Origin of the sequence: Exiguobacterium sp. s157 (genome assembly GCF_018618205.1) — a bacterium.
Classification (GTDB): Bacteria; Bacillota; Bacilli; order Exiguobacteriales; family Exiguobacteriaceae; genus Exiguobacterium; species Exiguobacterium chiriqhucha.
Map to the genome: position 1 here is coordinate 184,086 of NZ_JACSLQ010000002.1, position 23,845 is coordinate 207,930.

Sequence of the window (23,845 nt, forward strand, 5' to 3'; positions counted from 1 at the left end):
ATGTCTCTTCTTTCTCTTAGTCGATTGGCAGCATCGTATGACGACGCGCCTTGTGGACTTGTTCGTCCGCGTGATACGAGGAGCGCACGAGCGGTCCGGCCTCGCAGTGGGAGAAGCCTTTCGCTAAGGCGATCTCTTTCAGCTCGGCGAACTCGTCCGGATGATAGTAACGCTCGACGTCGAGGTGCTTCTTCGTCGGCTGCAAGTATTGGCCGAGCGTGAGAATGTCGACGTGATGGGCCCGGAGGTCGTCCATCGCTTGAATCAACTCTTCCTTCGTCTCGCCGAGTCCGACCATGATGGACGACTTCGTCGGGATGTCCGGGTTCAGTTCTTTGGACCGTTTTAAAAATTCGAGCGTCCGGTCGTACGTCGCCTTGGCGCGGACTCTCGGCGTCAAGCGGCGGACCGTCTCCAAGTTATGGTTCATGATGTCCGGTCCGGCATCGATGAGCGTCTGGAGCGCCGAGAAATCACCCATCATATCGGACGGGAGCACCTCGATCGACGTCTCCGGGTTCATGGCACGGACAGCGAGGACCGTCTCGGCGAATACCGTCGCGCCGTAGTCGTTCAAATCGTCGCGGGCGACGGCCGTGATGACGACGTGCTTCAAGTTCATGAGGCGGACCGACTCGGCGACGCGTTTCGGTTCTTCCCAGTCGAGCTCGTTCGGCTTGCCCGTCGTGACCGCGCAGAAGCGGCAGGCGCGGGTGCAGATGCTTCCAAGAATCATGAACGTCGCGGTGCGGCGGACGGCCCAACATTCATGGATGTTCGGACATTTCGCTTCCTCGCAGACCGTATGTAGATTTTTCTCGCGCATCATCTTTTTGAGACCGGTGTAGGTCTCGTTCGTGTTCAGTTTAATCTTTAACCATTCCGGTTTTCGTTTCAGTTCCCCTCGTGCCAAGATGATTTCCCCCTTTTTGAAAGTTAACCCCTAACAAAAAGAGTTTACCAAAGATGAGGACGAATTCGAACCAGCGAAATTATTAGCTTTGCCAATACAGCTTGGATGTGTGTCAAAACAGAACATATATTTCAAAATGGTTACGCTTTCATGTGAAGTATTGTTTCCCATTTTTTGAATTGCTATACTGACGTTGACCACCTGAATAAGGACCATATGTAACTGATACGATCAGGCATGGGGTGAACGAGCGTTGGTGAGGCAACGCTTCTTCCTCCATGCCTTTTTGTTTGGGGGTCGGGGAAACTTTCAAAAAGGAGTGGGGAACATGAACAAAGCATTGAACTGGACGGCGACACTGGGGCTAACGACTGCGCTACTCGTCTCATCGGTCCCGATGGCGACTGCGGTCGTAGCGGAGGAGACGCCAGCAACGTCGATTGAGCAGCGTGTGGACGCCAAGCTCGCGTCGATGACGCTTGAACAAAAGCTCGGTCAAATGATCATGCCAGACTTCCGATTATGGAACGGGGCGAACCATACGGCACTCGCGACAGATGTGGCGCGCGTCGTCGATCGGTTTGACCTCGGGGGTGTCATCTTGTTCGCGGAAAACGTGACCGAGACCGAACAGACGACGAAACTCGTCCACGACCTCCAAGAAGTCGTCAAACAAGACGAAAGCAACGACGTACCGCTCTTCATCACGATTGACCAAGAGGGTGGAATCGTGACACGTCTCGGAACGGGCACGAACTTGCCGGGTAACATGGCGCTCGGGGCGACACGGAGCAGCCAGTACGCATACGACGCGGGGAATATTATCGGTTCGGAGTTGAACGCTCTCGGGGTGAACGTCAACTTCGGTCCGGTGCTAGACGTCAACAACAACCCGGCCAACCCGGTCATCGGCGTACGCTCGTTCTCGAGCGACCCAGAACTCGTCGGCGAGCTCGGCTCGGCGATGACACAAGGGATCCAAGACCAGGGCGTCGCCGCGACGGCGAAGCATTTCCCAGGTCATGGTGACACGGCGGTCGACTCGCATTACGGACTTCCGATCGTCGACAAATCGCTCGAAGATTTGCGCGGTCTCGAACTGTTGCCGTTCAAACGAGCCATCACCGAAGGCATCGATATGATCATGACGGCACACATCGGGATGCCACAAATCGAGGATGAGGTCGTCAACTCGCCGCGCGGCACATTCCCGCTCCCGGCGACGCTCTCGGACGACGTCATCACGGGCGTGTTACGGGAAGACATGGGATATGACGGGATCGTCATCACGGACGCTTTGAACATGCAGGCGATTGCCGATAACTTCACGGAAGCCGAAGCGGTCATCAAGACGTTCGATGCGGGCGTGGATATCGCGCTCATGCCGACGATTTTACGGTCGAACGCGGACGTCGTGAAGCTCGAGACGATCTTTGAAGACGTCATGGCGGCCGTCGAGGATGGACGCCTGTCAGAAGAGAAGATTGATGCAGCGGTCGAGCGGATTTTGACGCTCAAAGCGGAACGCGGCATTTGGCAAGAATCGGTCGACACGACGACGCTCGAGGCGAAACTCGCTGAGGCGAATGCGGTCGTTGGCAGTGCCGAGCATAAAGCGAAAGAACGTGAAATCGCCGAGGCGGCCGTCACGCTCGTGAAAAATGACGACAAGACGCTTCCGTTCAAACCGAAAAAGGGTGAGACGGTCCTCGTCTTGTCACCGGCGAAAGACCAGACGGACAGCATGATCAAGACGATCAAGTCGCTCGAGAAGAACGCCGGCAACATGAAAGACGTGAACGTCATCGCCGCGAACTATACGGCATCGACGAAGCACTTGGATCAAAACCCGGCATTGAAAGAAAAAATCGACGCGGCCGACTATATCATCGTCGGCTCGAACGTGAACAACAGCGCCAAGCTGAAATCGACGTCGGCTGACAACTACGTGCCGGCCGAAGTGTTCCGTTACGCCAACGAGACGGGCAAGAAGTCAGTCTTGCTCAGCCTGCGTAACCCGTACGATGTGGCGGTTCAGCCGGACGCACCGGCCCAGCTCATCATCTACGGCTTCAAAGGTGACCCGAACGGACCGGATTCAGAGGCGGGCAATGCCAAATCGGCAGGACCGAACCTCCCGGCCGGCATTCGCGCTATCTTCGGTGAAGTGAAACCGACGGGCAAACTCCCGGTCGACGTACCGACGTTTGAGAACGGCGTGTTCGGAGACGACTTGCACCTCGAGTTTGGTGACGGATTCCGCAACTGGAACAAGTAAACTAAAACCGCGAGTGCCCCATGAGGGTACTCGCGGTTTTTCGTTTGATTGTCACGCCTCGAAATAGCCGACGACGAGAAGGCCCGGGCCTGTGTGTGCACCGATGGCCGAACCGACGATCGTCTTCGTGACGCTCGCCGGGTTCGCATGTTCCCGTAACAACGCCTCGAATTGGTCGGCTTTGACTGGATCATCGCCGTGGCCGATGAAGACGTGCCCACCCTCGACGAGCGGTTTCGACTCGGTCATCCATTCGACGATGCGGCGTAACACTTTCTTGTGACCGCGCACCTTCTCGATTGGGACGAGTTTGCCGTCTTCGACTGTCAAAAGCGGTAAAATTGTCAACAAATCCCCGATGAATGCGCTCGCTTTCGAGACACGGCCGCCGCGCATCAAATACTCGAGCGATTCGACCGTGAACAAATGCCGGATTTTGCCGACGAGCGACGTCGCGTAGGCGACCGTCTCTTCATACGTATGGTCTTGGCCATACTCGGCGACCGTCTTGACGAACAGCCCTTGGCCGACGGACGCGGCACGTGTATCGAGAATATGGAACGTGCTGTTCGGGTATTCTTCTTTAAGTAGGTTGCCGACCATGACGGCCGTCTGATAGGTGCCTGAAAGCTCACCGGAGAAGGCGAGGTACAGGAACGGGATTTCCGATTCGAGATGTTGACGGAAACATTGTTCGAGGCGGGCCGCCTCGATTTGGAACGTCTTCGGCGTCTTCCCGGCACGCATCGCGTCGTACACGTCTTTTGGTTGAATCGTCTCACCGTCTAAAAATTCGTCGTTGTCGATGACGACACCGAGCGGTAGCATTTCGAGACCGTACTCGACGATCTGGTCTTGGGTCAAATCGGCGCCGGTATCGGTTATGATTTTAAACATGCGGTCACTCCTCTATTAATTGTTGTTCAATCTCACGGATCGGTTCATTGCGCTTCCACATCCGGTCGAGCTGGGTCACGAGCGTCGCCTGCTCTTCCGCATCGAGAGTGCCAGGTATGAGCCGGCTCACGTCACTAAGGACGGTGTAGGCGCGGCGCAACACGTCATCGACGGTGAGCGGGATACCAAGCAAGTCCTCGAGTGACGCCATCGTCTCAGGGACAATGGCCGGATAGGTAAAGCGCGTCGCTTCACCTTGGATGGCTTGCGCATAAAAATCACGGATGAGCGCGGCCCGTTCACTTCCGCTCTTGCGGACGCTCAAGTAAATCTGGACGGCGACGCCGCCACGGACGCGGCGCTGGGAAATGCCGGCGAACTTCTTGCCGTCAATCGACAAATCGAAGCTGCCCGGGCAGTATGAGCCGACGATTTCGCCAGGCACGATCTCGTTCGTCACATCTTGGAACATGAGTTGGATGAGTGACGTCATCGCCTCGTAGCCGCTATCGATTTGAATCCCGTCTTTCTCGGGTAAAATCAAAGATAAGTTCAACACGTCCGCGTCTAAGACGACGGCCAGTCCTCCTGAATTGCGGACGACAGGACGGAAGCCGTGTTCATGAAGCAAACGGATGCCATCTGCCAAGTGGGGCAGACGGGCGTCTTGAATCCCGAGCACGACCGTGTTTAGATGAACCCAGGCCCGCAGGACGGCACCTGACGTCGCGGTCGAGGCACAGAGCGTATCGTCCGTCGCGAACGATTGCTCGGCTTGGAACGCCGGACCGAGCGAAGACTGGTCAATGACACGGTAGGTCGGTTGTCGTAATAATGGATGGGTCATATACATAATTCCTTTTCAATAAATAATTTCCTTCCCATTATAACATGGGAGGAACCACGCGCTAGAAGTCGAATCCAATCATTAATGAAACGTAGGGGGCAACGTCATGTATACGTCACGAGGTCAATTATCGGGGTCGAAAGTATTTAAAGATCCGGTTCACCGTTATATATACGTCTATGATCATCTCGTCTGGGAATTGATCAATACGAAAGAGTTTCAACGGTTACGTCGCATCAAACAGCTCGGGACGTCGTTTTTGACGTTCCACGGGGCCGAGCATACGCGTTTCCATCATTCGCTCGGCGTCTACGAAATCGCCCGACAGCTAATCGATCAGTTCCATGAGTATCCGGAGTGGGATGACCGCAACCGGGAGTTGTTGCTCGCGGCGGCGCTGCTGCACGATGTCGGACACGGTCCGTTCTCGCACGCGTTCGAGCACGTCTTCGCCGTCCGTCACGAGGTGTGGACCGAACGCATCATCCTCGGGGCCACGGAAGTGAACAAAGTGCTGTCCGAGATGGGGGTCGGCTTCCCGGAAGAAGTGGCGGCCATCATCAATAAGACACACCCGAACCGACTGCTCGTCAATATCCTCAGTTCGCAACTCGACGTCGATCGGATGGACTATCTGCTCCGTGACGCCCATTTCGCCGGTGTCAGTTACGGTAAGTTCGACCTTGAGCGCATGCTTCGGGTGTTGCGTCCCGATGAGGACCAAGTCGTCGTCAAACAGTCGGGCATGCATACGATTGAGGACTATATCATGCGGCGCTATCAAATGTATTGGCAAGTTTACTTGCATCCGGCGACGCGATCGAGCGATTTATTACTCAAAGCCGTGCTCGAACGGGCGCAAGAACTATACGAATCGGGTTATTCTTTCGAGATGACTCCAAAGCATTTCTTGCCGATTTTTAACCATGAAGACATGACGCTCGAGCATTATTTGAAGCTCGATGAGACGATCGTCTATTTCTATTTTCAGGAATGGATGGATGAGGCGGACCCGATTTTGGCCGACCTTGCGAGCCGCTTCGTCAACCGTCGTTTGTTGAAATATAAGAACTTCCCGGAAGCGAACCGCGTCCGCTATATGGACCGCTTGCGTTCAACGATGGAGGCAATCGGTTTACCGACGCGCTACTACTTGCTCGAGGATCAGCTCAGCCAATTGCCATACGATTTGTATAAAGGGCACGGGACATACGAAGGCATCTATCTCAAGATGAATGATGGCGACCGCCGGGAAATTTCGGAAGTGTCGATGCTCGTCCAATCGATTTTAAACTCACGACAGTCCGACGAGAAAATCTATTATCCGGAGGACGTACTGCTCAACTTGAAAGATCACGCATCAGAAAAAACATGGATGTTGTCAACGTTACGAGGCGATTGAATCGTTGAAAAGGAAGTGACACCATGGGAATCGGCACATTGGTCGGGGGAGTCGGCATCTTCCTACTCGGGATGATGCTGTTGACGGATACGTTAAAAAGCATGGCCGGGGAACGCCTCCGGCAACGATTGAATCGCTTGGCTGAAGGACCTGTTTCGGGTGCCTTTCTCGGAGCGACGATGACGACGTTGTTTCAGTCCTCGACCGTGACGACGCTCATGACAATCAGTTTTGTCAGTGCCGGCCTGCTGACGTTCACCCAAGCGCTCACACTCGTCATCGGAGCGAACGCGGGTAGCGCGACGACCGGATGGATCGTGGCGCTCTTAGGTTATAACGTCGATATCCGCGAGCTGTTGCTCCCGCTCATCGGGGTCGGCATGGCGCTGCGCTTGATTGGGCGGCGCGTCAAACGCATCGGCATGCTCATGGTCGGACTTGGCCTCATTTTTGTCGGCATCGGAACGCTCCAAGAGGCGATGCGGGAAGTTGTCACGTTCTCGTTCGCCAGTTGGGAAGCGGACACACCGCTCCACCAACTTGCGCTTCTCGGTACGGGCCTGTGGATGACTGTTTTATTGCAGTCTTCAAGCATCGGTCTCGTCTTGACGATGACGGCGCTCGCGACCGATACGGTCACCCTTGCCCAAGCGTGTCTGCTCGTCTTAGGGCAAAGTGCCGGGACAAGTCTCGTCGTCGCGCTCGGGTCGATCGGAGGTTGGAAGTCGGCCCGCCGCATCGTCTTGGCGCACGTGCTCGTCCACGGCTCGATTTTACTCATCGGCTGGCTGATGTTCCCGCTCTTGTTCGGTGTCGTGAACGGTGTGGCCGATCGCCTCAATTGGAACGAACTGTTGCGGCTCGCCTTGTTCCACACCTCGTTCCATTTGCTCGGGGTGTTCACGTTCCTGCCGTTCCATCAGGCGTTCAGTCGTCAGTTGCTCAAGTGGATCCCGAGCCGGGCGGAAAAGCTGACCCGGTTCCTCGACCCGAATATGGCCCGCATCCCGACGGTCGCGCTCGAGGCGGCCCGGCGCTCGTTGATTGAGATTGAGCGCTATTTGGCCAAAGAGACGCAACTGTTGCTGACCGAGGCACGTAAACGCGACGACGAGCTCCAACTCGTCGAGAAGACGCTCGGCGACGTCCGTGTCTTTTTGAGCACGATTCAATTGGAAGAAGGGCGGGGACGCAACGACTATGGCCAACATCTGTCGCTGCTCCATACAATCGACCACTTGGAGCGGTGGCTGTTCGTCATGCGTGAAGTCGACCCGGTCGACGCGCTCCGCGATACGGACTTCCTGGTCGCGCGTCAGCTCGTCTTGCATGAACTCGACATGGTCGAGACGCTCAATCATCACACGCCCCCGGAAGAGTCGCGGCAGTGGAAGACGGCCTCGAAACAGCTCGCTGAATATCGAAAAGCGCACCGGGCCGAACTGCTCGAGGAGACGGCGGCCAATCAACTCGAGATGGATCAGACGATTCAAAAGGTGCAGGCCCTCCTCTGGCTCGACCGAATCGGCTATCACATTTGGCGTGCGACGCGTCATCTGATTAAACCGACCGTCCCGAGCGAGCGGTTTGAAGTGAATCTGGAAGACTAAACAACGACCGCCCTCCAAGATGGAAGGGCGGTCGTTGTGTTTACTTCTTATCTGCGTGCATGACGCCGGCTTGGCCGTAGTGCGTCGCGTCCATCTCTTCGATGAAGACGGTGATGTTTTCTTTCGGGGCGTTCGTCGTCTCGGAGACGGCGTCTGTCACTTTTTCAATCAACGCACGTTTTTGTTCGACCGTGCGACCTGGGAGCATTTTAACCGTTACGTATGGCATCACATTTCCTCCTTTTAGTTCGTTCCCTTTCATTCTAGTGAAAGGTGAGGCAAGTGGAAAGCAGAAAATCGATTGGGCGGACGGTACAAATAAAAAATGCAGGTGCGAAATATGTGAAAACGGGGTAAGGAACAAGACAGACTAGTCGTAGGAGGAACAGGCGGATGAAATGGAAGGGTAGACAAGCAAGTCGAAACGTCGAGGATCGACGGGGGCAACGTGTCGGAGGGAAAGGCATCGCAGGGATCGGTGGGGGCTTTGGTCTCATCTTGGTCATCGTCTTCACACTGCTCAACGGGGGCAATCCGGGCGATATCGTCAACAACATCGGACTCGGGGAACCGGAACAGTCCTCTGGAACGTATGAAGGCTCGGCGCGGGAAGAAGAGATGGCCGACTTCGTGTCGGTCGTGCTAAGGGATACCGAAGAAGTGTGGACCGATATTTTTGCGGAGAACGGATTGACGTATCGGGAGCCGACGCTCGTCATCTATAAAGATCAAGTCGAATCGGCGTGCGGGATTGCGGGATCGGCTGTCGGACCGTTCTACTGTCCGGGTGATCAGAAGTTGTATATCGATTTGAGTTTCTATGATGACCTGAGTCAACAGTTTAACGCACCGGGTGACTTCGCGATGGCGTACGTCGTCGCCCACGAGGTCGGTCACCACGTCCAGACGTTGCTCGGCACGACGGACGAGATTATGCCACTCCGCAACGAGCTGAGTGAGACACAGTTCAACAAATATTTGGTCCGCTTCGAACTCCAGGCCGATTATTATGCAGGCGTTTGGGCCCACCACGCTCAAGGGATGGGTTACCTCGAGGCTGGCGACGTCGAAGAAGCGATGAATGCGGCGCACCAAATCGGGGATGACACCCTTCAGAAACAGGCGCGCGGCTATGTGACACCGGATTCGTTCACGCACGGGACGTCCGAACAACGGAAACGTTGGTTCGATAAAGGGTTTCAAAACGGGACGATTCAAGGCGGCGATACGTTCAACGCCAAAAACTTATAACCATGAGGTCAAGCGATGGCTTGACCTTTTTCCATGTCCAAGTTGGCTTGTGCAGAAAGAATCCGCTATCATGGAAACAGAAACTAGAAGTAGGAAGGGGATGACCCGATGGAATCCTTACTCAAAAAAATCGAATTCGCCAAAAGCGAGATGACGTCCGTGGAGAAAAAAATCGCCGACTATATTTTATCCCACTCGACGCTCGTTCCGAATATGACGACGAAAGAGCTTGCTCAAAAGACGGACGTGTCCGAGGCGAGTATCGTTCGCTTTGCGCGTGTCGTCGGAATCGATAGCTTCAAGGCGTTCAAACTCGCCCTCGTCAAAGACTTGGCGATCACCGAGACGACGCTCACCGATTTCAACGTGTTGCAGCAGAAAGACACACCTTACGATTCGTTTCAAAAAGTCATCCATGTGAACAAAATGGCCATCGAGGCATGTGCCGAGGCGATGGACAAGCGTGAGCTCGAGCATGCGATCGATACGTTCGCCCGAGCGAACCGGGTCGTGTTTTATGGGGTCGGCGGTTCGTCGACGGCCGCCTATGACGCGCAATATAAATTCACAAAGCTCGGCTATGCGGCCCAGACATCGCAAGATTTCCATTACATGTTGTCTCTCATTCCGCATCTCGGCCCGAACGACGTTTTCGTCGCCATCAGTACGTCGGGTCGGACGAAAGACGTACTCGAACTCGTCCGCTTCGCCAAGAAAAAAGGGGTGCCGGTCGTCGCCATCACGGACCTCGATAAATCTCCGCTCTATCGAGAAGCGGATGTCCGACTATGCACGCCGAGCGTCGAACGTGATTTCCGGATTGCGAGCATCGCTTCACGGATGACACAGTTGACGATTATCGACACACTTTATATGGGGCTGTTGCACCGAAAAGGCGAGGGATTGATTGATCGCTACGCCGAGGCACGTGACGAGATGGTGAAGTTGCGCCGATGATTCACGTCTATGACCCAACGTGGCGCGATGCGGTGGCGGCGTTCCTCTTACAACAACGGTCGTTCGCGGAATTGAACGGACAGGCGCCCGAAACGTTCCGCGATGAAAACGTGGCCGATTTTGAGACGGAGGAGACCGTCAGCCTCGTCTTTGAGGACGGGGACGTCATCGCCGTCGCCGACTTGTTGAAGCAACACCCGGTCGACGGCTCGCTTTGGCTCGGTCTGTTCATCGTCGATGAACGGCTGCACGGCACCGGGATTGCGACGCGATTGTATGAACAGCTCGAACAGACGTATATGCGTCCGTTCCAGACGGTGTTCCGACTCGGGGTGTTACCTCACAATGAGCGGGCGCGCCGCTTTTGGGAACGGCAAGGCTACGTCTATGAAAAAGATTCCATCACGGCACGCGGCGATCACGTCCACGTGTTGAAAAAAGTCATCAGCTAAAGCGCTCGGTCCAATAGGGCCGGGCGTTTTTCTATAGATGTATACACGTATACAAATCTACATGTATACGCCTGACCTGCAATGAAATTTTATTTCCTTATTTTTTTAAATAAGTTTGACTTTTAATTTCAAGTTAGTACAATAAAATTAGAGAGAAGAAAGGATGGTGGCGATGTTAGATAAACTGGCTACTGAAAGACGAAATGAACGAACGATGCACTTGGACGAGATGGCGGTCGAGGAGTTCCTTGCAGTGATGAATGAGGAAGATCAATCGGTCCCACACGTCATTCAAGAAGAACTGTCGGTCATTGCCGAAGTGACGAAGCGTGCCATCGCATCCTTCAAACAAGGCGGACGTTTGATTTACATCGGCGCAGGGACGAGCGGACGGCTCGGAATCTTAGACGCGGCGGAATGTGTGCCGACGTTTGGCGTGTCACCGGACATGGTCGTCGGACTTATCGCAGGTGGCGAACGGGCGTTGATTAAAGCGGTCGAGGGAGCAGAGGATAGCAAGGATTTGGCGGTCAATGATTTGAAAGCGCTTCACTTGAATGCGTTCGACACCGTCATCGGGATTGCCGCGAGCGGACGGACACCGTACGTCATCGGCGGACTCGATTACGCCCGCGAGGTCGGCGCGACGACAGCCGCGCTATCGTGTAACAAAGGTTCAAAAATCAGCGAACACGCCGAGTTCAAAATCGAAGTCGAGACGGGACCAGAAGTATTGACCGGATCGACCCGATTGAAAGCAGGGACGGCGCAAAAACTCGTCCTCAACATGATCTCGACGGCGTCGATGATTGGGGTAGGGAAAGTGTATCAAAACTTGATGGTCGACGTGCAGCCGACGAACGAAAAGTTGGAAGTGCGGGCCAAACGGATGATTGCGGAAGCGACAGGGGTCGACGAACAGACGGCCGCGCGTTATTTCGATTCATCCGGTGGTCACGTCAAGACGGCGATTGTCATGATTTTAGCCGACGTCCCGCATGCGGAGGCAGTCGAGCGATTAGAGCGTGCGAACGGATTCGTCCGTGACGCATTATAAGGGGGATTCGAGATGAAGAAAGAAGAGGTTCTTGCACATGCGATATTAGAGCATGTCGGGGGGAAAGATAACATTCGTCAACTCGCGCACTGTATGACACGTGTGCGTTTAGCGCTCAAAGATCCGACGAAAGCGGATCTCGCCGCATTGAAACAAATCGATGGTGTCATGGGTGTCATCGATGACGAGACGTTGCAAATCGTCGTTGGCCCGGGGACGGTCAACCGCGTGGCGGACCATCTCAGTCGTGAGACGGGGCTCGCCATCGGGGAAGAGTCGGTCGATGCGAATTTGACGCCGGACGAACGGGCGGCCATCGAACGTCAAAAAGTGAAAGACAAACAGAAGTCGCCGTTCAAGCGCTTCTTGCGTCGCTTAGGGAACATCTTTATTCCGCTCATTCCAGGGCTTGTCGCTTCAGGTATCATTAACGGGGGAGCCAACTTCGCGAAGAACGCCGGCGTTGACCCGACCGAAACGTGGATGCAAATCCTCTTATTGCTCGGTAGCACAGTGTTCGCGTATCTCGCCATCCTCGTCGGTTGGAACACGGCCAAAGAGTTCGGCGGGACGCCGGTACTCGGTGCCATCGCCGGGGGGATTCTCTTCAACCCGGTGCTCGCGGACATCACCATTTATGGGGAACCGCTCGTTGTCGGGCGGGGTGGACTGTTCGGGGTCATCTTTGCCGCTTGGCTCATGACGTACATCGAGAAACACGTTCGTCGCTTCATGCCGACGGCGGTCGATATCATCTTTACACCGCTTCTCACGGTCCTCGTCGTCGGTTTCACGGCGCTCTATGCGATCATGCCGGTCGCAGGCATCTTGTCAGACGGGATCATGCAAGGATTGAACGCCGTGCTTGAAGTCGGTGGACCGGTAGCAGGGGCTGTCCTTGCTGGATTCTTCCTTCCGCTCGTCATGGTCGGGTTGCACCACGGACTCACACCGATTCACTTGGAACTCTTGAACACGGTCGGTAACACGGCACTCTTGCCAATCCTGGCGATGGCAGGGGCTGGACAAGTCGGGGCGGCGCTCGCGATTTTCGTGAAGACGCGCAACCAACGTCTCCGTAACATCATCAAAGGGGCCATCCCGGTCGGATTCCTTGGAATCGGCGAGCCGCTCCTTTACGGGGTCACACTCCCGCTTGGCCGTCCGTTCCTGACGGCTTGTATGGGGGCCGCGGTCGGCGGTGCCTTCCAAGCGACGATGAAGACGGCAGCACTCGGGATTGGGGTCTCGGGTCTCTCGCTTACGCCGCTCATCGATAACGGCATGTACTTGACGTACATCGCAGGTCTTGTCATTTCGTATACGGCTGGCTTCATCTTCACATATTTCTTCGGCTTCAAAGAAGAAATGGCAGACGGGATTTAACAACTGAGGCGGCTCTTTGGAGTCGCCTTTTCATTTGATGAGGAGGAATTTCTGATGAAGGGATTATCGGTTTATTTGAGCGAACCGCTCACACCGCAGTTCAAGATATGGGTCGGACGCATGCGCGAGATTGGCTTCACCTCGATGTTCACGTCACTGCATATCCCCGAGGACGACACGTCGGTGTATACGGAACGGCTTCGTGACCTCGGGACGCTCGCACGAGAACTCGACATGGAACTGTTTGCGGATATCGCACCGACGTCGCTCGCCGCGCTCGGCAAGACGTGGGACGATGCCCATACACTTCTCGATTGGGGCGTGACGGGGCTGCGCGTCGATTACGGCGTGACGCCGAAACAAGTCGCCGACTTGTCGACCCGAATGACAGTCGCCTTGAACGCGAGTACGCTGTCTGAAGCGGAACTCATAGAGATGAAGCAACACGGCCTCGTGACGGACAACGTCGAGGCGTGGCACAACTTCTATCCGCGCCCGGAGACGGGGCTCGATCGTAACTGGTTCGATGCCAAGAACGATTGGCTGAAGCGGCAAGGGTTGAGCGTCCAGGCGTTCATCCCTGGTGACGGGACACTCCGAGGACCGCTGTTCGAACGGCTGCCGACGCTCGAGGACCATCGCCTGTTGTCGACGTTCGCCTGCTACATGGACCTCATGGATTCGGTCGATCGCATCTTAATCGGCGACCCGGGACTCACTGATGAGACGATTGAACAGTTCGCCTCACACGCCGACAAAATGCTCGTCCTTCGGGCCGAAGCGGAGACGACGATTGAGGCCGCCTTCTATCGTGTCCAGACGAACCGGATGGACCCGGCACGTGACGTCGTCCGCTCGGTCGAATCGAGGGGCTATGGACGTCCGGGGGACCGCTTGCTCGAGCCGATGGCAGCAAGACCGCGTCCGCTCGGAACGATCACGGTCGATAATGCGAAATACGGGCGCTATGCCGGTGAGCTGCAAGTGACGAAACGCGATTTATTGGCGGACGAACGGGTCAACGTCCTTGGGCGCGTCATCGAGGCAGACCGGCCGCTCATCCAATCGATCGGACCGGGCACGAAGTTTCGAATCGAGTGGTGCTGACGTTCCGGATTGCCACATTCCCTCGTCTTTGTGTACAGTAGAGAGGGAGGGAATGCCATGAAAGAGATTAATTTTAACATCGTCGCTGACGATTCGACCGATGGCCACGGCGGTTTTGGGGTCGGTTCGCTCAGTTTGAACAATATGTCTCCCGTCATCATCGATGTCGAGGCGGGGACCGCGGTCATCGATATGGGGGCCATGCATGCCAAATCGGCGATCGAGAAACGCATCAAATTTTTGACGGATCCAGAAGCGGTGCCGAACGGAAAACCGTATTGGATCGTCTGGGTCACGGTCGGACGAAAGCCAGAAGGATTCTATTACGGCGGTGTCGCAGCTTGTGACATGTCGATCGACCTCGAGGCACGGCGCGGCTATAAACTGTTGCCGTATCACGTCAACCAGATGGACAAGTCGCTCAAAGGCCGCATCTTGATTGACATGATGGATGCACCGTCACGCGACGTGCTCGCTGCCTTTTTGAAAGAACATCGTCCTGAAATCTGGGAACAATCGACCGAACTTCAAACCGAGCTTGAGCGTTTGAGCGCCGAGTGAAAAGATTGGACCGTTTCGGTCTCCAATCTTTTTTGTTTTCATGTGCCCCGATTTGGGAACATGAATTTGTTATGATGTTGTGATTTCACCGTAATTGTATGAATATTCAGCATTATGCTATACTAAACGCACTTGTGTAAAAGAGAAAGGGTGACACGATGAGTGAAACTAAGAAAATTATGATTGGGCTACTGTTGGGGGTAGCCGTCGGTTTAGCATTAGCAGGATTACCGGGCAATATTTATGATATGGCCAATACGTATGTCCTCTCGCCAGTCGGAACCGTATTTTTGAACTTAATTAAAATGTTAGTCGTCCCGATCGTCTTCTTCTCGATCATTCTTGGTGTCATGGGTCTCGGTGACCCGAAAGAACTCGGTCGTGTCGGAACGAAATCATTGCTCTTCTTCTTGACGACGACGGCGCTCGCCATCGTCTTGGCGATGGGTGTCGCTTATGTCATCCAACCAGGAGAACGTGGAGATTTCCCGACGACGGGATTAGAGTTTGATGCGTCAGGTTCGGAAGAATCGTCGAATATCGTGCAGACGTTCGTCAACATGATTCCAACGAACCCGGTCCAAGCACTTGCCGAAGGCAATATGCTTCAAATTATCGTGTTTGCGGCACTCATCGGATTCGCGATGATCGCACTCGGTGAAAAAGCGCGCACATGGCGCCGATTCGTCAAACAAGGTGACCGCATCATGATGTACTTGATTCATTTGGTCATGAAACTTGCGCCGTACGGTGCGTTCGCTTTGATCGCCTCAGCCATCGGTGGCATTGGATTAGAGGCTGTCCAAGCGATGGCATGGTACATGTTTGCGGTCGTATTTACACTGGCACTACATTCAATTTTAATCTATGGGGGGGCAGTTGCCATCCTCGGGAAAATGAATCCCGTCTTCTTCTTTAAAAACTTCTATGAGGCGATGACGTTCGCATTCTCGACATCGTCGTCGAACGCGACGCTCCCCGTGTCGATGGAAGTGGCTCAAACGAAACTCGGTGTCCCGCGCTCGATTTCGTCGTTCGTCCAACCGCTCGGTGCGACGGTCAACATGGACGGAACAGCCATCATGCAAGGGGTCGCAACGATTTTCATCGCGCAAGTGTTTAATGCTGATTTGACAATCACGGAGCTCGCAACGGTCGTCATCACAGCGGTACTCGCCTCAATCGGGACGGCGGGCGTACCAGGTGTCGGACTTGTCATGCTCGCGCTCGTCTTACAATCAGTCAACTTACCGGTCGAAGGGATTGCCCTGATCATCGGTGTCGACCGGATCCTCGATATGCTCCGGACGTCGGTCAACATTACAGGTGACGCCGCGTGTGCGGTCGTCGTCTCGAAACTCGAAGAGAAACATCTTCCTGCAGTCGACGAAGACTCGTGGGATGAAGTGGACGCAAAATAACCTAAAGGCTGACCCGGTTCATACCGGGCCAGCCTTTTCAAATGAAGTGAGGTTTTCATACATGGAATGGGAAGTTCTGCCGATTCCGCTGTTTGTCGTGGTCAGCATCATCTTAAACAGCATCATCGCCATCGCGGGCGTGTTGCCGAGCGCCTTTTTGACGGCACTGAACGTTCAACTGCTAGGATTTGGACCAGGGGTCGCCGTCTCCATCGTCGGTGAGGCCGTCGGCGCCGTGCTCAGCTTTATCCTGTATCGGCAGGCACTCCATCGCTACACATCACCGGACGGAAAGCGGCTGCGGCGTCTCCGTGAAGCCGAAGGGGTCGAGGCTTGGTTCCTCGTCCTCGGGCTCCGGCTGTTACCGTTCGTGCCGTCTGGTCTCGTCACGCTGTCGGCCGCCTTCAGCAGGATGTCGCTCCCCTCGTTCGCTGTAGCGAGCACGATTGGAAAAGTCCCGGCGCTATTGATTGAGGCGCTTGCCGTCACGGCCGTCCTGACCGTGGCGAGCGGGTGGCAACTCGTTCTCGTCGCCGTTCTCGCCGTGCTGTACGCCGTGTGGCGTTTGTCTCAGAGAAGCGGCGAGAAGATATGACAGAACGCTTCGACGAAGCGTTTGCCGTTCGATTTCTTACGCATCATCGACCAGTCGACGAGAATCGATTCATCGAAGTCGTTCAAGAACGCTTCGTGCAACTCTTGAATGGATGACGTCTCGAACTGGGCGATGGTCATCTCATGGTTCAAATACATGCTCCGAAAATCAAAGTTAGCCGTCCCGACGAGCGCAATCTTGCCATCGATGAGGACGGTTTTTGCGTGGATAAAATGACGATTGTATTTATAAATCCGGATGTTCCGTTTGAGCAATTGCTCAAAATAATACTCGGTCGCATGGAAACTGAACCATTCGTCTCCTTTTCCGGGGACGACGATTCGGACGTCGATGCCTCGCTTGCCGGCGACTTCTAACAGCGCGAGCATTTCGGGAGGCGGAATCAAGTAAGGGGTCGTCATCCAAATCGATTCTTTCGCCTGCATCAACAGAGCCATGAGCCCGTCTCGAATCGTCACATCTTTCCCTGGTGATGTGACGAGCAGTTGCGTCGCCCCGTTTTCTTGTTGCGGCTCATCGATAAAGTATTCCGGTAAGTGTTTGCTGTCGGCAAACAAGTCCCACGTCTCTTTGTCTTCCTCATGACCGGCATACAGCCAATTCTCGACGAACAGGCGCTGCAATTCCCGGACGAGCGGCCCTTCGAGACGCAGATGGGTATCGCGCCAAAATCCGAGCTTTTTATGTTTGCCCAAATATTCATCTCCGACGTTCAGGCCACCCGTGTAAGCGATTCGTCCATCGATGACGATCAACTTCTGATGATTGCGGAAGTTGGCATTAAAGACGAGGAGCGGGTGGACGACCGGGTCGAACGCCTCGACGTGGACACGGGACTCGCGGAGTGGTTCGAGAAACACTTCGCTAATCTCTTGACTGCCGAGGCCGTCATACAAGAAGCGGACGGTGACGTTCTCGTTGGATCGCTTGATGAGAGCGTCACGAATCTTGAGCGAGATTTCATCGGTCCGGAACAGATAATACTGGACGTGGATATGATGGGTCGCTTGCTCGATATCTTTAATCACTGCATCGAATTTTTCCTCGCCATTGACGAGTAGTTTCGTCGACGTGTGGCCGTCCGCGCCGGTCGCCCCGAGTTTTTCGAGCGTGCGCGTGAGCGGATAACAATCGGATACGTCATTGGACGTCTCGACGCGTTCCTCTTCAATCGCTTGGCGGAACATACGAATCTCGGTCGAAGTCCGTTTAATCCGACGGTGGCGTCGCGGTGTCCGTCCGAATAGTACCCAGGCGAGGGCGCCGAGGAACGGGATGAACAGGACGGCGAGTAGCCAAGCGAGCTTGGCCTGCGGTTGAACCTGGTCGAATAAAATATGCCAGCCGACGAGGAGCGGCGCCACGATCGCGAGACCAATCAGGAATGGGATCAATCCGTCCACGGAGTAGAGGACGAGGAGAAGGAGGAGGCCGAGTACAATCATGGTGAGGAGTTGCCAGACGCGTCGTTTCAACACGTACACCTTCTTTCTGTTCAGTTGTCATCACTGAATTCATTCCACCGTTTACACATTGTTAATCTAAAATTACGTTTCACGATATGGGCGAAGGGAATTATCGTAACTGTACGACACAACTTAAAAGGGGTGTTAGCGATGAAGAAGAAAGGTGCATTGGCCGCGTCGCTCTTGGCGACAGGCATCATTCTCGGGGCTTGCGGGGGAGCAGACGAAGAACCGATGAACAATGAAGATACAGAAATGCAAGAAGATATGGATGAAGAAGAAGACGATTAAAAAAACGGCCTAGAGCGGATGCTCTAGGCCTTCGTTGCGTCAAAGCGAATACGGGGACGGTTTGCCAAAGTAATAGCCTTGGGCGAGGTCGAATCCGAGTTCACGACAGACGTCGACTTCTTCGGCGCGTTCGATGCCTTCGGCCAGAATCGTGATGTCCATCGATTTGGTCAATTGACGTACATTTTTCAAGAATGTCCGTTTTTCGGCGTCTTGATCGCAAAACGAGATGTACGACCGGTCGATTTTGACATAGTCTGGTTCGAGGCGTTTCAACATATTGAGCGTCGAGAAGCCGGCCCCGACATCGTCGAGGGCGACTTTCATGCCGCGCTTCTTATATGTAGAGAACACGTGCTGCAAGTGGGCCACGTCTTGCACTTTCTCCGTCTCGACGACTTCAAAGATGAAACGGTCGGGACTAAGCCCGTATTGATCGATAATCTCGAACGTGTGTTGAAGACAATAGTCCGGGTTATAAATCGTCGACGGCAAGAAGTTGATGAACGTCTTTTCGTGCGGGGCGACGGCATGATAGGTCGCTTTAATCGCCTCGGCGCGAGCGCGCTGGTCAAGCTTGGAATGCAGGCCGAAACGGTTGGCCGCGCGGAACAGTTCTCCGGGAGAGACGTTATTGCGACTGCGGAGTAACGCTTCGTAACCGAATCGTTCACCGGTATCGAGATGGACGATTGGTTGCAGATGGCTCTCGAATTCACCGTGTTGAATGAGTTCGATCGTATCACGGTTGGCGATTTGTTCGAGTAGGTTACTCGCCGAGATGATTGCGGTTTGACGTTTCGTCACTTGATCGACGCAATAGACGTCCTCCTCGACGGTAGAGAGGTGTGCGCTTAATTCATCTAACGATTCATACGGATGGAACGTGTCGTTGACGACGACAAGGCCGCGCTCAAAGAACGGGATGTTCGTGGAGCAGGCGGTACAGGGAGACCACATGTACATTCCTCCTTTCCAAGAGATAAAGTTGGTTCTATTTAGTTTATCGGATAAAACTCACATAAAACTCACATGGTAGGACAAATAAATAAAAAAATCGTGCAAATTGCGGGTAGTTTTTGTATACTTCCTATCGTATGAATAAGAAGCGCCTCAAAACGCCACTCGCATACGAACAACTTTTTAATCAGAAAGGGGTTCTATCGATGGACCAAAAATTAAAATTATGGTTTACGGAGCACCAGACAGAAGATTACGGAATCACGTTCCGTGTAAACCACGTTTATGAGAGCGAACAAACGGAGTTTCAACGACTAGAAATGGTCGAAACGGACGAGTTCGGAACAATGTTGTTACTTGACGGAATGGTCATGACGACGGATAAGGACGAATTCGTCTATCACGAGATGGTGGCTCACGTCCCACTCTTTACGCACCCGAATCCGAAGCATGTGCTCGTAGTCGGCGGCGGAGACGGCGGCGTCATCCGTGAGATTATGAAACACCCATCAGTCGAAAAAGCAGTTCTCGTCGACATCGACGGGAAAGTCATTGAATATTCGAAGAAATACTTACCAAACATCGCAGGCGAACTCGACAACCCACGCGTTGAAGTCATCGTCGGCGACGGCTTCATGCATATCGCTGAGTCTGAGAACGAGTACGACGTCATCATGGTCGACTCGACAGAACCAGTCGGCCCAGCGGCCAACTTGTTCACGAAAGGATTCTACGCCGGAATCTCGAGAGCGCTCAAAGCCGATGGAATCTTCGTCGCGCAGACGGACAACCCATGGTTCACGCCAGAGCTCATCCAGACAGTCCAACGTGACGTGAAAGAAATCTTCCCGATCACGAAGCTCTACACTGCGAACGTACCGACGTACCCGAGCGGCATGTGGACGTTCACAATCGGTTCGAAGCAGTATGATCCGGAAGCAGTGGCTCCGGAGCGTTTCCATGACATCGAGACGAAGTACTACACGCCGAAGCTTCACAATGCGGCCTTCGTCCTGCCTAAATTCGTGGAGGACTTGACGAAATGATTAAACGTTTCGATGAAGCCTATTCAGGCAAAGTGTTCATCGCGAGCCTGCCAGAAGTCGCAGACGCGAAGACGGTCCTTTACGGGATGCCGATGGACTGGACGGTCAGTTTCCGTCCGGGTTCACGTTTCGGCCCGAACCGGATCCGTGAAGTCTCAATCGGGCTTGAAGAGTACAGCCCGTACTTGGATGGGGACTTGAGTGAAGCCGCCGTCTATGACGCCGGTGACATCCCGCTTCCGTTCGGGAACGCACAAAAGTCGCTCGACATGATCGAGTCATTCGTCAAGGACGTCATCCAAGCAGGCAAGTTCCCGCTCGGTATGGGTGGGGAACACCTCGTCACTTGGCCGGTCATCAAGGCGATGCACGATGCATACGGCGACGATTTCGTCATTCTTCACTTCGATGCGCACACGGACCTCCGTGACGAATACGAAGGCGAGCCGTTGTCGCACTCGACACCGCTCAAAAAAGCGGCCAACTTAATTGGGCCATCGAACTGTTACTCGTTCGGAATTCGTTCTGGGATGAAAGAAGAGTTCGACTGGGTCAAAGAAGTCGGCTATAACATGTATAAATATGAAGTGATCGAACCGCTCAAACGCGTGTTGCCGACGCTCGCCGGGAAGAAAGTGTACGTCACGATCGACATCGACGTCCTCGACCCATCGGCTGCACCGGGAACGGGAACGCAAGAGATCGGTGGCATCACGACGAAAGAATTGCTTGAAGCGGTCCACGCCATCGCGAACGCTGACGTCGACGTCATCGGGGCCGACCTCGTCGAAGTGTCACCGGCGTACGATCAGTCGGACATGACGGCCATCGCCGCCGCGAAGATTCTTCGCGAGATGATGATCGGGTTCGTGAAGTAACGATGCCGAAAAAAGGTCAGCTCGAGATGGAGCTGAGTGCTCGCATCACCCAATGGGAGAAAGAGTATCTCGGACGCGGTTCCTTGACGTGTAAAGCAGATTTGCTCCGCGACCTGGCGATCGTGACGCTCCAAGGCGTCTTGACCCCGGCCGAGTACGAACTGGCCGCCAAATCGGCCGGACGCGAGCAATTGAAGAAGTACCGCAACAACCTCGTCGAATCCGGTCGGCCTCAGCTCGAGGCCATCGTGCACGACGTACTCGGGCGGCGACTCGTCTCGCTCCACACGGACATCAGCACGAAGACAGGGGAACGCCTTATCGTCTTTCGCCTCGATGCGCCGTGGGAGAATGGGATTGACAAGCCGTGACGACGTTTTTACACTAGAAGCAGAGACGGTTCAGGATTGGTGGTGTCCGCGAGACATCCCCGTCGTCCTGACCCGGAGCTGACTAACTACACATCCGACAGTTGTCGGCTAGACGGAGCGAACGTGTTCGAGCCGTCGGCATGCAGCGCACACCTTTCTTTGGTGTGCGCTTTTGTCGTCTAGGAGGAAATGTATGGAACTATTGACGTTTTTATTGACGAGCGCCCCGGTGCTCCTATTCGTGACCGGTGTGATTGCCGCTCTCGGAAAATCGAATTTACGAATCCCGGAGTCGCTCAGCATCACGCTCAACTTGTACTTACTGCTCGCCATCGGGTTGAAAGGGGGAATCGGTCTCGCCTCGGTGTCGATGGACGAGTTGGCACTCCCACTGGCAGTGACGCTCGTCGTCGGCATCATCTTGCCGCTCGTCGCCTTTGGAATCGGCTCGCTACTCAAATTCACGTTCCCGGAACGGATCGCCATGGCGGCCACGTTCGGCTCGGTCTCGCTCGTGACATATGTCGCCGCGACGGCCCAGCTCGAACGTCTTGGTATCGTCTATGAACCGTTCATGACGACGCTCGTCGTCGTGCTCGAGATTCCGGGTCTCGTCGTCGCGCTGTTGCTCTACAATCAGAGCCGTGTCCTCGGGATTACGGCGGCCCCGACTCAATCGCTCACGGTCATCCGCGACAGTCTGCTTTCGAAGAGCATTCTGCTGTTGTTGGCCGGTCTCGTCGTCGGAATCGTCACACCGGATACATCGGCGCTCGAACCGTTTTTCATCGACTTGTTCCCGGGCGTCTTGCTCTTGTTCCTGCTCAGCCTGGGCGTCAAGGTCGGTCATCAGTTGAAGGCGGTGCCGTCCTATGGCCTCAAGTTTTTAGTCATTGGCATGACGTTTCCTCTCGTCGGGGCCGTCATCGGTTACATCGCGGCCGGGATGGCCGGACTGTCGGACGGGGGGACGATTCTCTTCATGACGCTCGCCGCGAGTGGGTCGTATATCGCCGCCCCGGCCATGCTCCAGGCGTCGGTACCAGAAGCGGAGCCGTCGTTTTATTTGACGCTCGCCCTCGCCGTCACGTTCCCGTTCAATCTGCTCGTCGGCATCCCGCTATTCATTTCAATCGTCACCTGAAAACAGGCCCGTTCTCACGAGGAGACCGGGCCTGTTTTTATTGATTCACTTTTTGTTCTTCCATACATTTTAACGCCGCCGTCCAACTGCCGAATAAGGCGTTGATGGTCGATGTGCTCGGCACATTTCGTCCTTCGGCCCATTTCCGATAATGGAGGATGCTGAAGTGAGACAACTCTTGTCTGGCGACCCGAAGCGCCTCGATAACATCTTCTTCATCCCATTTCCGCTTCGGTGGGGCGATATCGAGGACGAACAAGGCGTAGCTCCACGATCCGTACTTCCGCGCAATCGTCGCGACCGTTGGATAGCCGCGCTCTTGGGCCCAGATGGCGTAATGCTGGGATGTGAGACGCTCGAGTTCCTCTGACGCTTCAATCAACGCTTGAATAATCCGTTCTTCATTATTTTTCGCCGCGGTCGTCTGAAGTTTCGCTTCCCGGAGCGCGTTCGACCAAGAGCCGAACCGGCTGCTGATTAACGTGAGCGACGGGGAACGGGTCACTTTCGACCACTCCCGATACGTTTGGCTCGTGAAGAGCGAAAGTTCTTCGGCGGCTTGATTCAATGCCCGAAGGATATCTTCATCGGAATAGTAATGGAACGACATTTGAATTTGGGCGGCGACGAGTGCCTCGCGCCAAGACCCGAACTGGTGGATGACGGTGGAAAGGGACGGCACGTTTTTGGTTTGCGACCAAACACTGTACCGTTTCGAATCGAGCTCGGCATGTTCTTGAGCAGCTAACTGCAATGCTTGTACGATTTGAGGGCGTGTCCATTTTTTCATCTTGGTGTCTCTCCTTTGGAGGGAGACGCAGCGAGCGTCTCGGAAGGTCTCTTGGTGTGAATGAACAGCTTGTATTGGTTGGAAGAGTCAACGAGCTAGTCAAAAAGAATGCTTGAAATCGATTTTTACCTCCTTATGCTCTGT

At 54.5% G+C, this 23,845-nt stretch carries 24 protein-coding genes; 17 read left to right on the top strand and 7 right to left on the bottom strand.

Annotated elements, in window-relative coordinates:
• Positions 1-16: 16 nt before the first annotated feature.
• The gene (gene lipA, locus KNP67_RS04790) at positions 17-916 is read right to left on the bottom strand and encodes a lipoyl synthase (protein WP_353048252.1); all 900 of its coding nucleotides are present in this window, start codon (positions 914-916) and stop codon (positions 17-19) included.
• Between the two features lie 325 nt (positions 917-1,241).
• On the opposite strand from lipA, the gene KNP67_RS04795 reads away from it, so the two are divergent.
• Positions 1,242-3,191: a glycoside hydrolase family 3 protein gene (locus KNP67_RS04795; RefSeq protein ID WP_214756082.1), complete on the top strand. Its 1,950-nt coding sequence runs from the start codon at positions 1,242-1,244 to the stop codon at positions 3,189-3,191.
• A gap of 51 nt (positions 3,192-3,242) precedes the next feature.
• Here the strand turns inward: KNP67_RS04795 and KNP67_RS04800 are convergent, their stop codons facing one another.
• A complete protein-coding gene (locus KNP67_RS04800) occupies positions 3,243-4,088 on the bottom strand; it encodes a DegV family protein (RefSeq protein WP_214756084.1) in 846 nt (281 codons plus the stop codon).
• 4 nt (positions 4,089-4,092) lie between these two features.
• On the bottom strand, positions 4,093-4,941 hold the full coding sequence (locus KNP67_RS04805) for a lipoate--protein ligase family protein (RefSeq protein WP_214756086.1): 849 nt from the start codon (positions 4,939-4,941) through the stop codon (positions 4,093-4,095).
• Between the two features lie 100 nt (positions 4,942-5,041).
• Between KNP67_RS04805 and KNP67_RS04810 the strand changes: the two genes are divergently transcribed.
• Both KNP67_RS04810 and KNP67_RS04815 read left to right on the top strand, forming a co-directional pair.
• Positions 5,042-6,337 carry an HD domain-containing protein gene (locus KNP67_RS04810; protein WP_214756088.1) on the top strand — a complete coding sequence of 432 codons (1,296 nt, stop codon included), beginning with the start codon at positions 5,042-5,044 and terminating at the stop codon, positions 6,335-6,337.
• A gap of 23 nt (positions 6,338-6,360) precedes the next feature.
• Complete coding sequence (locus KNP67_RS04815) at positions 6,361-7,947, top strand: Na/Pi cotransporter family protein (protein ID WP_214756091.1); 1,587 nt, start codon at positions 6,361-6,363, stop codon at positions 7,945-7,947.
• Positions 7,948-7,987: 40 nt separating this feature from the next.
• Here KNP67_RS04815 and KNP67_RS04820 read toward each other — a convergent pair whose 3' ends face one another.
• A complete protein-coding gene (locus KNP67_RS04820) occupies positions 7,988-8,176 on the bottom strand; it encodes a 2-hydroxymuconate tautomerase (protein ID WP_012727443.1) in 189 nt (62 codons plus the stop codon).
• Positions 8,177-8,340: 164 nt separating this feature from the next.
• Between KNP67_RS04820 and ypfJ the strand changes: the two genes are divergently transcribed.
• The 9 genes from ypfJ to KNP67_RS04865 all read left to right on the top strand — a co-directional run bounded on the left by ypfJ (position 8,341) and on the right by KNP67_RS04865 (position 16,734).
• Positions 8,341-9,198 carry a KPN_02809 family neutral zinc metallopeptidase gene (gene ypfJ / locus KNP67_RS04825; RefSeq protein ID WP_029594630.1) on the top strand — a complete coding sequence of 286 codons (858 nt, stop codon included), beginning with the start codon at positions 8,341-8,343 and terminating at the stop codon, positions 9,196-9,198.
• 108 nt (positions 9,199-9,306) lie between these two features.
• Positions 9,307-10,155 carry a MurR/RpiR family transcriptional regulator gene (locus tag KNP67_RS04830; protein WP_021066056.1) on the top strand — a complete coding sequence of 283 codons (849 nt, stop codon included), beginning with the start codon at positions 9,307-9,309 and terminating at the stop codon, positions 10,153-10,155.
• On the top strand, positions 10,152-10,607 hold the full coding sequence (locus KNP67_RS04835; protein ID WP_214756093.1) for a GNAT family N-acetyltransferase: 456 nt from the start codon (positions 10,152-10,154) through the stop codon (positions 10,605-10,607). The genes KNP67_RS04830 and KNP67_RS04835 overlap by 4 nt, the downstream gene beginning before the upstream one ends.
• A gap of 163 nt (positions 10,608-10,770) precedes the next feature.
• Positions 10,771-11,664, top strand: coding sequence for an N-acetylmuramic acid 6-phosphate etherase (gene murQ / locus KNP67_RS04840; protein WP_256442315.1), 894 nt, complete (start codon positions 10,771-10,773; stop codon positions 11,662-11,664).
• A 12-nt stretch (positions 11,665-11,676) separates the two neighbouring features.
• Positions 11,677-13,050: a PTS transporter subunit EIIC gene (locus KNP67_RS04845; protein ID WP_131471489.1), complete on the top strand. Its 1,374-nt coding sequence runs from the start codon at positions 11,677-11,679 to the stop codon at positions 13,048-13,050.
• 54 nt (positions 13,051-13,104) lie between these two features.
• Complete coding sequence (locus tag KNP67_RS04850; protein ID WP_131471487.1) at positions 13,105-14,157, top strand: DUF871 domain-containing protein; 1,053 nt, start codon at positions 13,105-13,107, stop codon at positions 14,155-14,157.
• Between the two features lie 57 nt (positions 14,158-14,214).
• Positions 14,215-14,718 (top strand): YwhD family protein, encoded by a 504-nt coding sequence (locus KNP67_RS04855; protein ID WP_021066061.1) that lies wholly within the window; start codon positions 14,215-14,217, stop codon positions 14,716-14,718.
• A 158-nt stretch (positions 14,719-14,876) separates the two neighbouring features.
• Entirely contained in the window at positions 14,877-16,139 is a 1,263-nt protein-coding gene (locus tag KNP67_RS04860; protein ID WP_131471485.1) for a dicarboxylate/amino acid:cation symporter, read from the top strand.
• A gap of 61 nt (positions 16,140-16,200) precedes the next feature.
• On the top strand, positions 16,201-16,734 hold the full coding sequence (locus tag KNP67_RS04865) for a TVP38/TMEM64 family protein (protein WP_021066063.1): 534 nt from the start codon (positions 16,201-16,203) through the stop codon (positions 16,732-16,734).
• Here the strand turns inward: KNP67_RS04865 and cls are convergent.
• Complete coding sequence (gene cls, locus KNP67_RS04870) at positions 16,710-18,233, bottom strand: cardiolipin synthase (protein WP_241764564.1); 1,524 nt, start codon at positions 18,231-18,233, stop codon at positions 16,710-16,712. The two genes, KNP67_RS04865 and cls, sit on opposite strands and share 25 nt — an antisense overlap.
• 138 nt (positions 18,234-18,371) lie before the next feature.
• Here cls and KNP67_RS04875 point away from each other — a divergent pair, with 138 nt between their 5' ends.
• Positions 18,372-18,512, top strand: coding sequence for a hypothetical protein (locus KNP67_RS04875; RefSeq protein WP_021066065.1), 141 nt, complete (start codon positions 18,372-18,374; stop codon positions 18,510-18,512).
• A 39-nt stretch (positions 18,513-18,551) separates the two neighbouring features.
• Here KNP67_RS04875 and KNP67_RS04880 read toward each other — a convergent pair whose 3' ends face one another.
• Positions 18,552-19,472 (bottom strand): EAL domain-containing protein, encoded by a 921-nt coding sequence (locus tag KNP67_RS04880; RefSeq protein ID WP_029594636.1) that lies wholly within the window; start codon positions 19,470-19,472, stop codon positions 18,552-18,554.
• A 206-nt stretch (positions 19,473-19,678) separates the two neighbouring features.
• On the opposite strand from KNP67_RS04880, the gene speE reads away from it, so the two are divergent.
• The 4 genes from speE to KNP67_RS04900 all read left to right on the top strand — a co-directional run bounded on the left by speE (position 19,679) and on the right by KNP67_RS04900 (position 22,911).
• Positions 19,679-20,518, top strand: coding sequence for a polyamine aminopropyltransferase (gene speE, locus KNP67_RS04885; protein WP_029594637.1), 840 nt, complete (start codon positions 19,679-19,681; stop codon positions 20,516-20,518).
• On the top strand, positions 20,515-21,396 hold the full coding sequence (gene speB / locus KNP67_RS04890) for an agmatinase (protein WP_021066068.1): 882 nt from the start codon (positions 20,515-20,517) through the stop codon (positions 21,394-21,396). Before speE ends, speB begins: the two co-directional genes overlap by 4 nt.
• 2 nt (positions 21,397-21,398) lie before the next feature.
• Positions 21,399-21,767 (top strand): Na-translocating system protein MpsC family protein, encoded by a 369-nt coding sequence (locus KNP67_RS04895; protein WP_021066069.1) that lies wholly within the window; start codon positions 21,399-21,401, stop codon positions 21,765-21,767.
• Between the two features lie 193 nt (positions 21,768-21,960).
• Entirely contained in the window at positions 21,961-22,911 is a 951-nt protein-coding gene (locus KNP67_RS04900) for a sodium-dependent bicarbonate transport family permease (protein WP_029594638.1), read from the top strand.
• A 37-nt stretch (positions 22,912-22,948) separates the two neighbouring features.
• On the opposite strand, the gene KNP67_RS04905 is transcribed toward KNP67_RS04900, so the two are convergent.
• A complete protein-coding gene (locus tag KNP67_RS04905; protein ID WP_021066071.1) occupies positions 22,949-23,701 on the bottom strand; it encodes a homing endonuclease associated repeat-containing protein in 753 nt (250 codons plus the stop codon).
• Positions 23,702-23,845 lie beyond the last annotated feature (144 nt).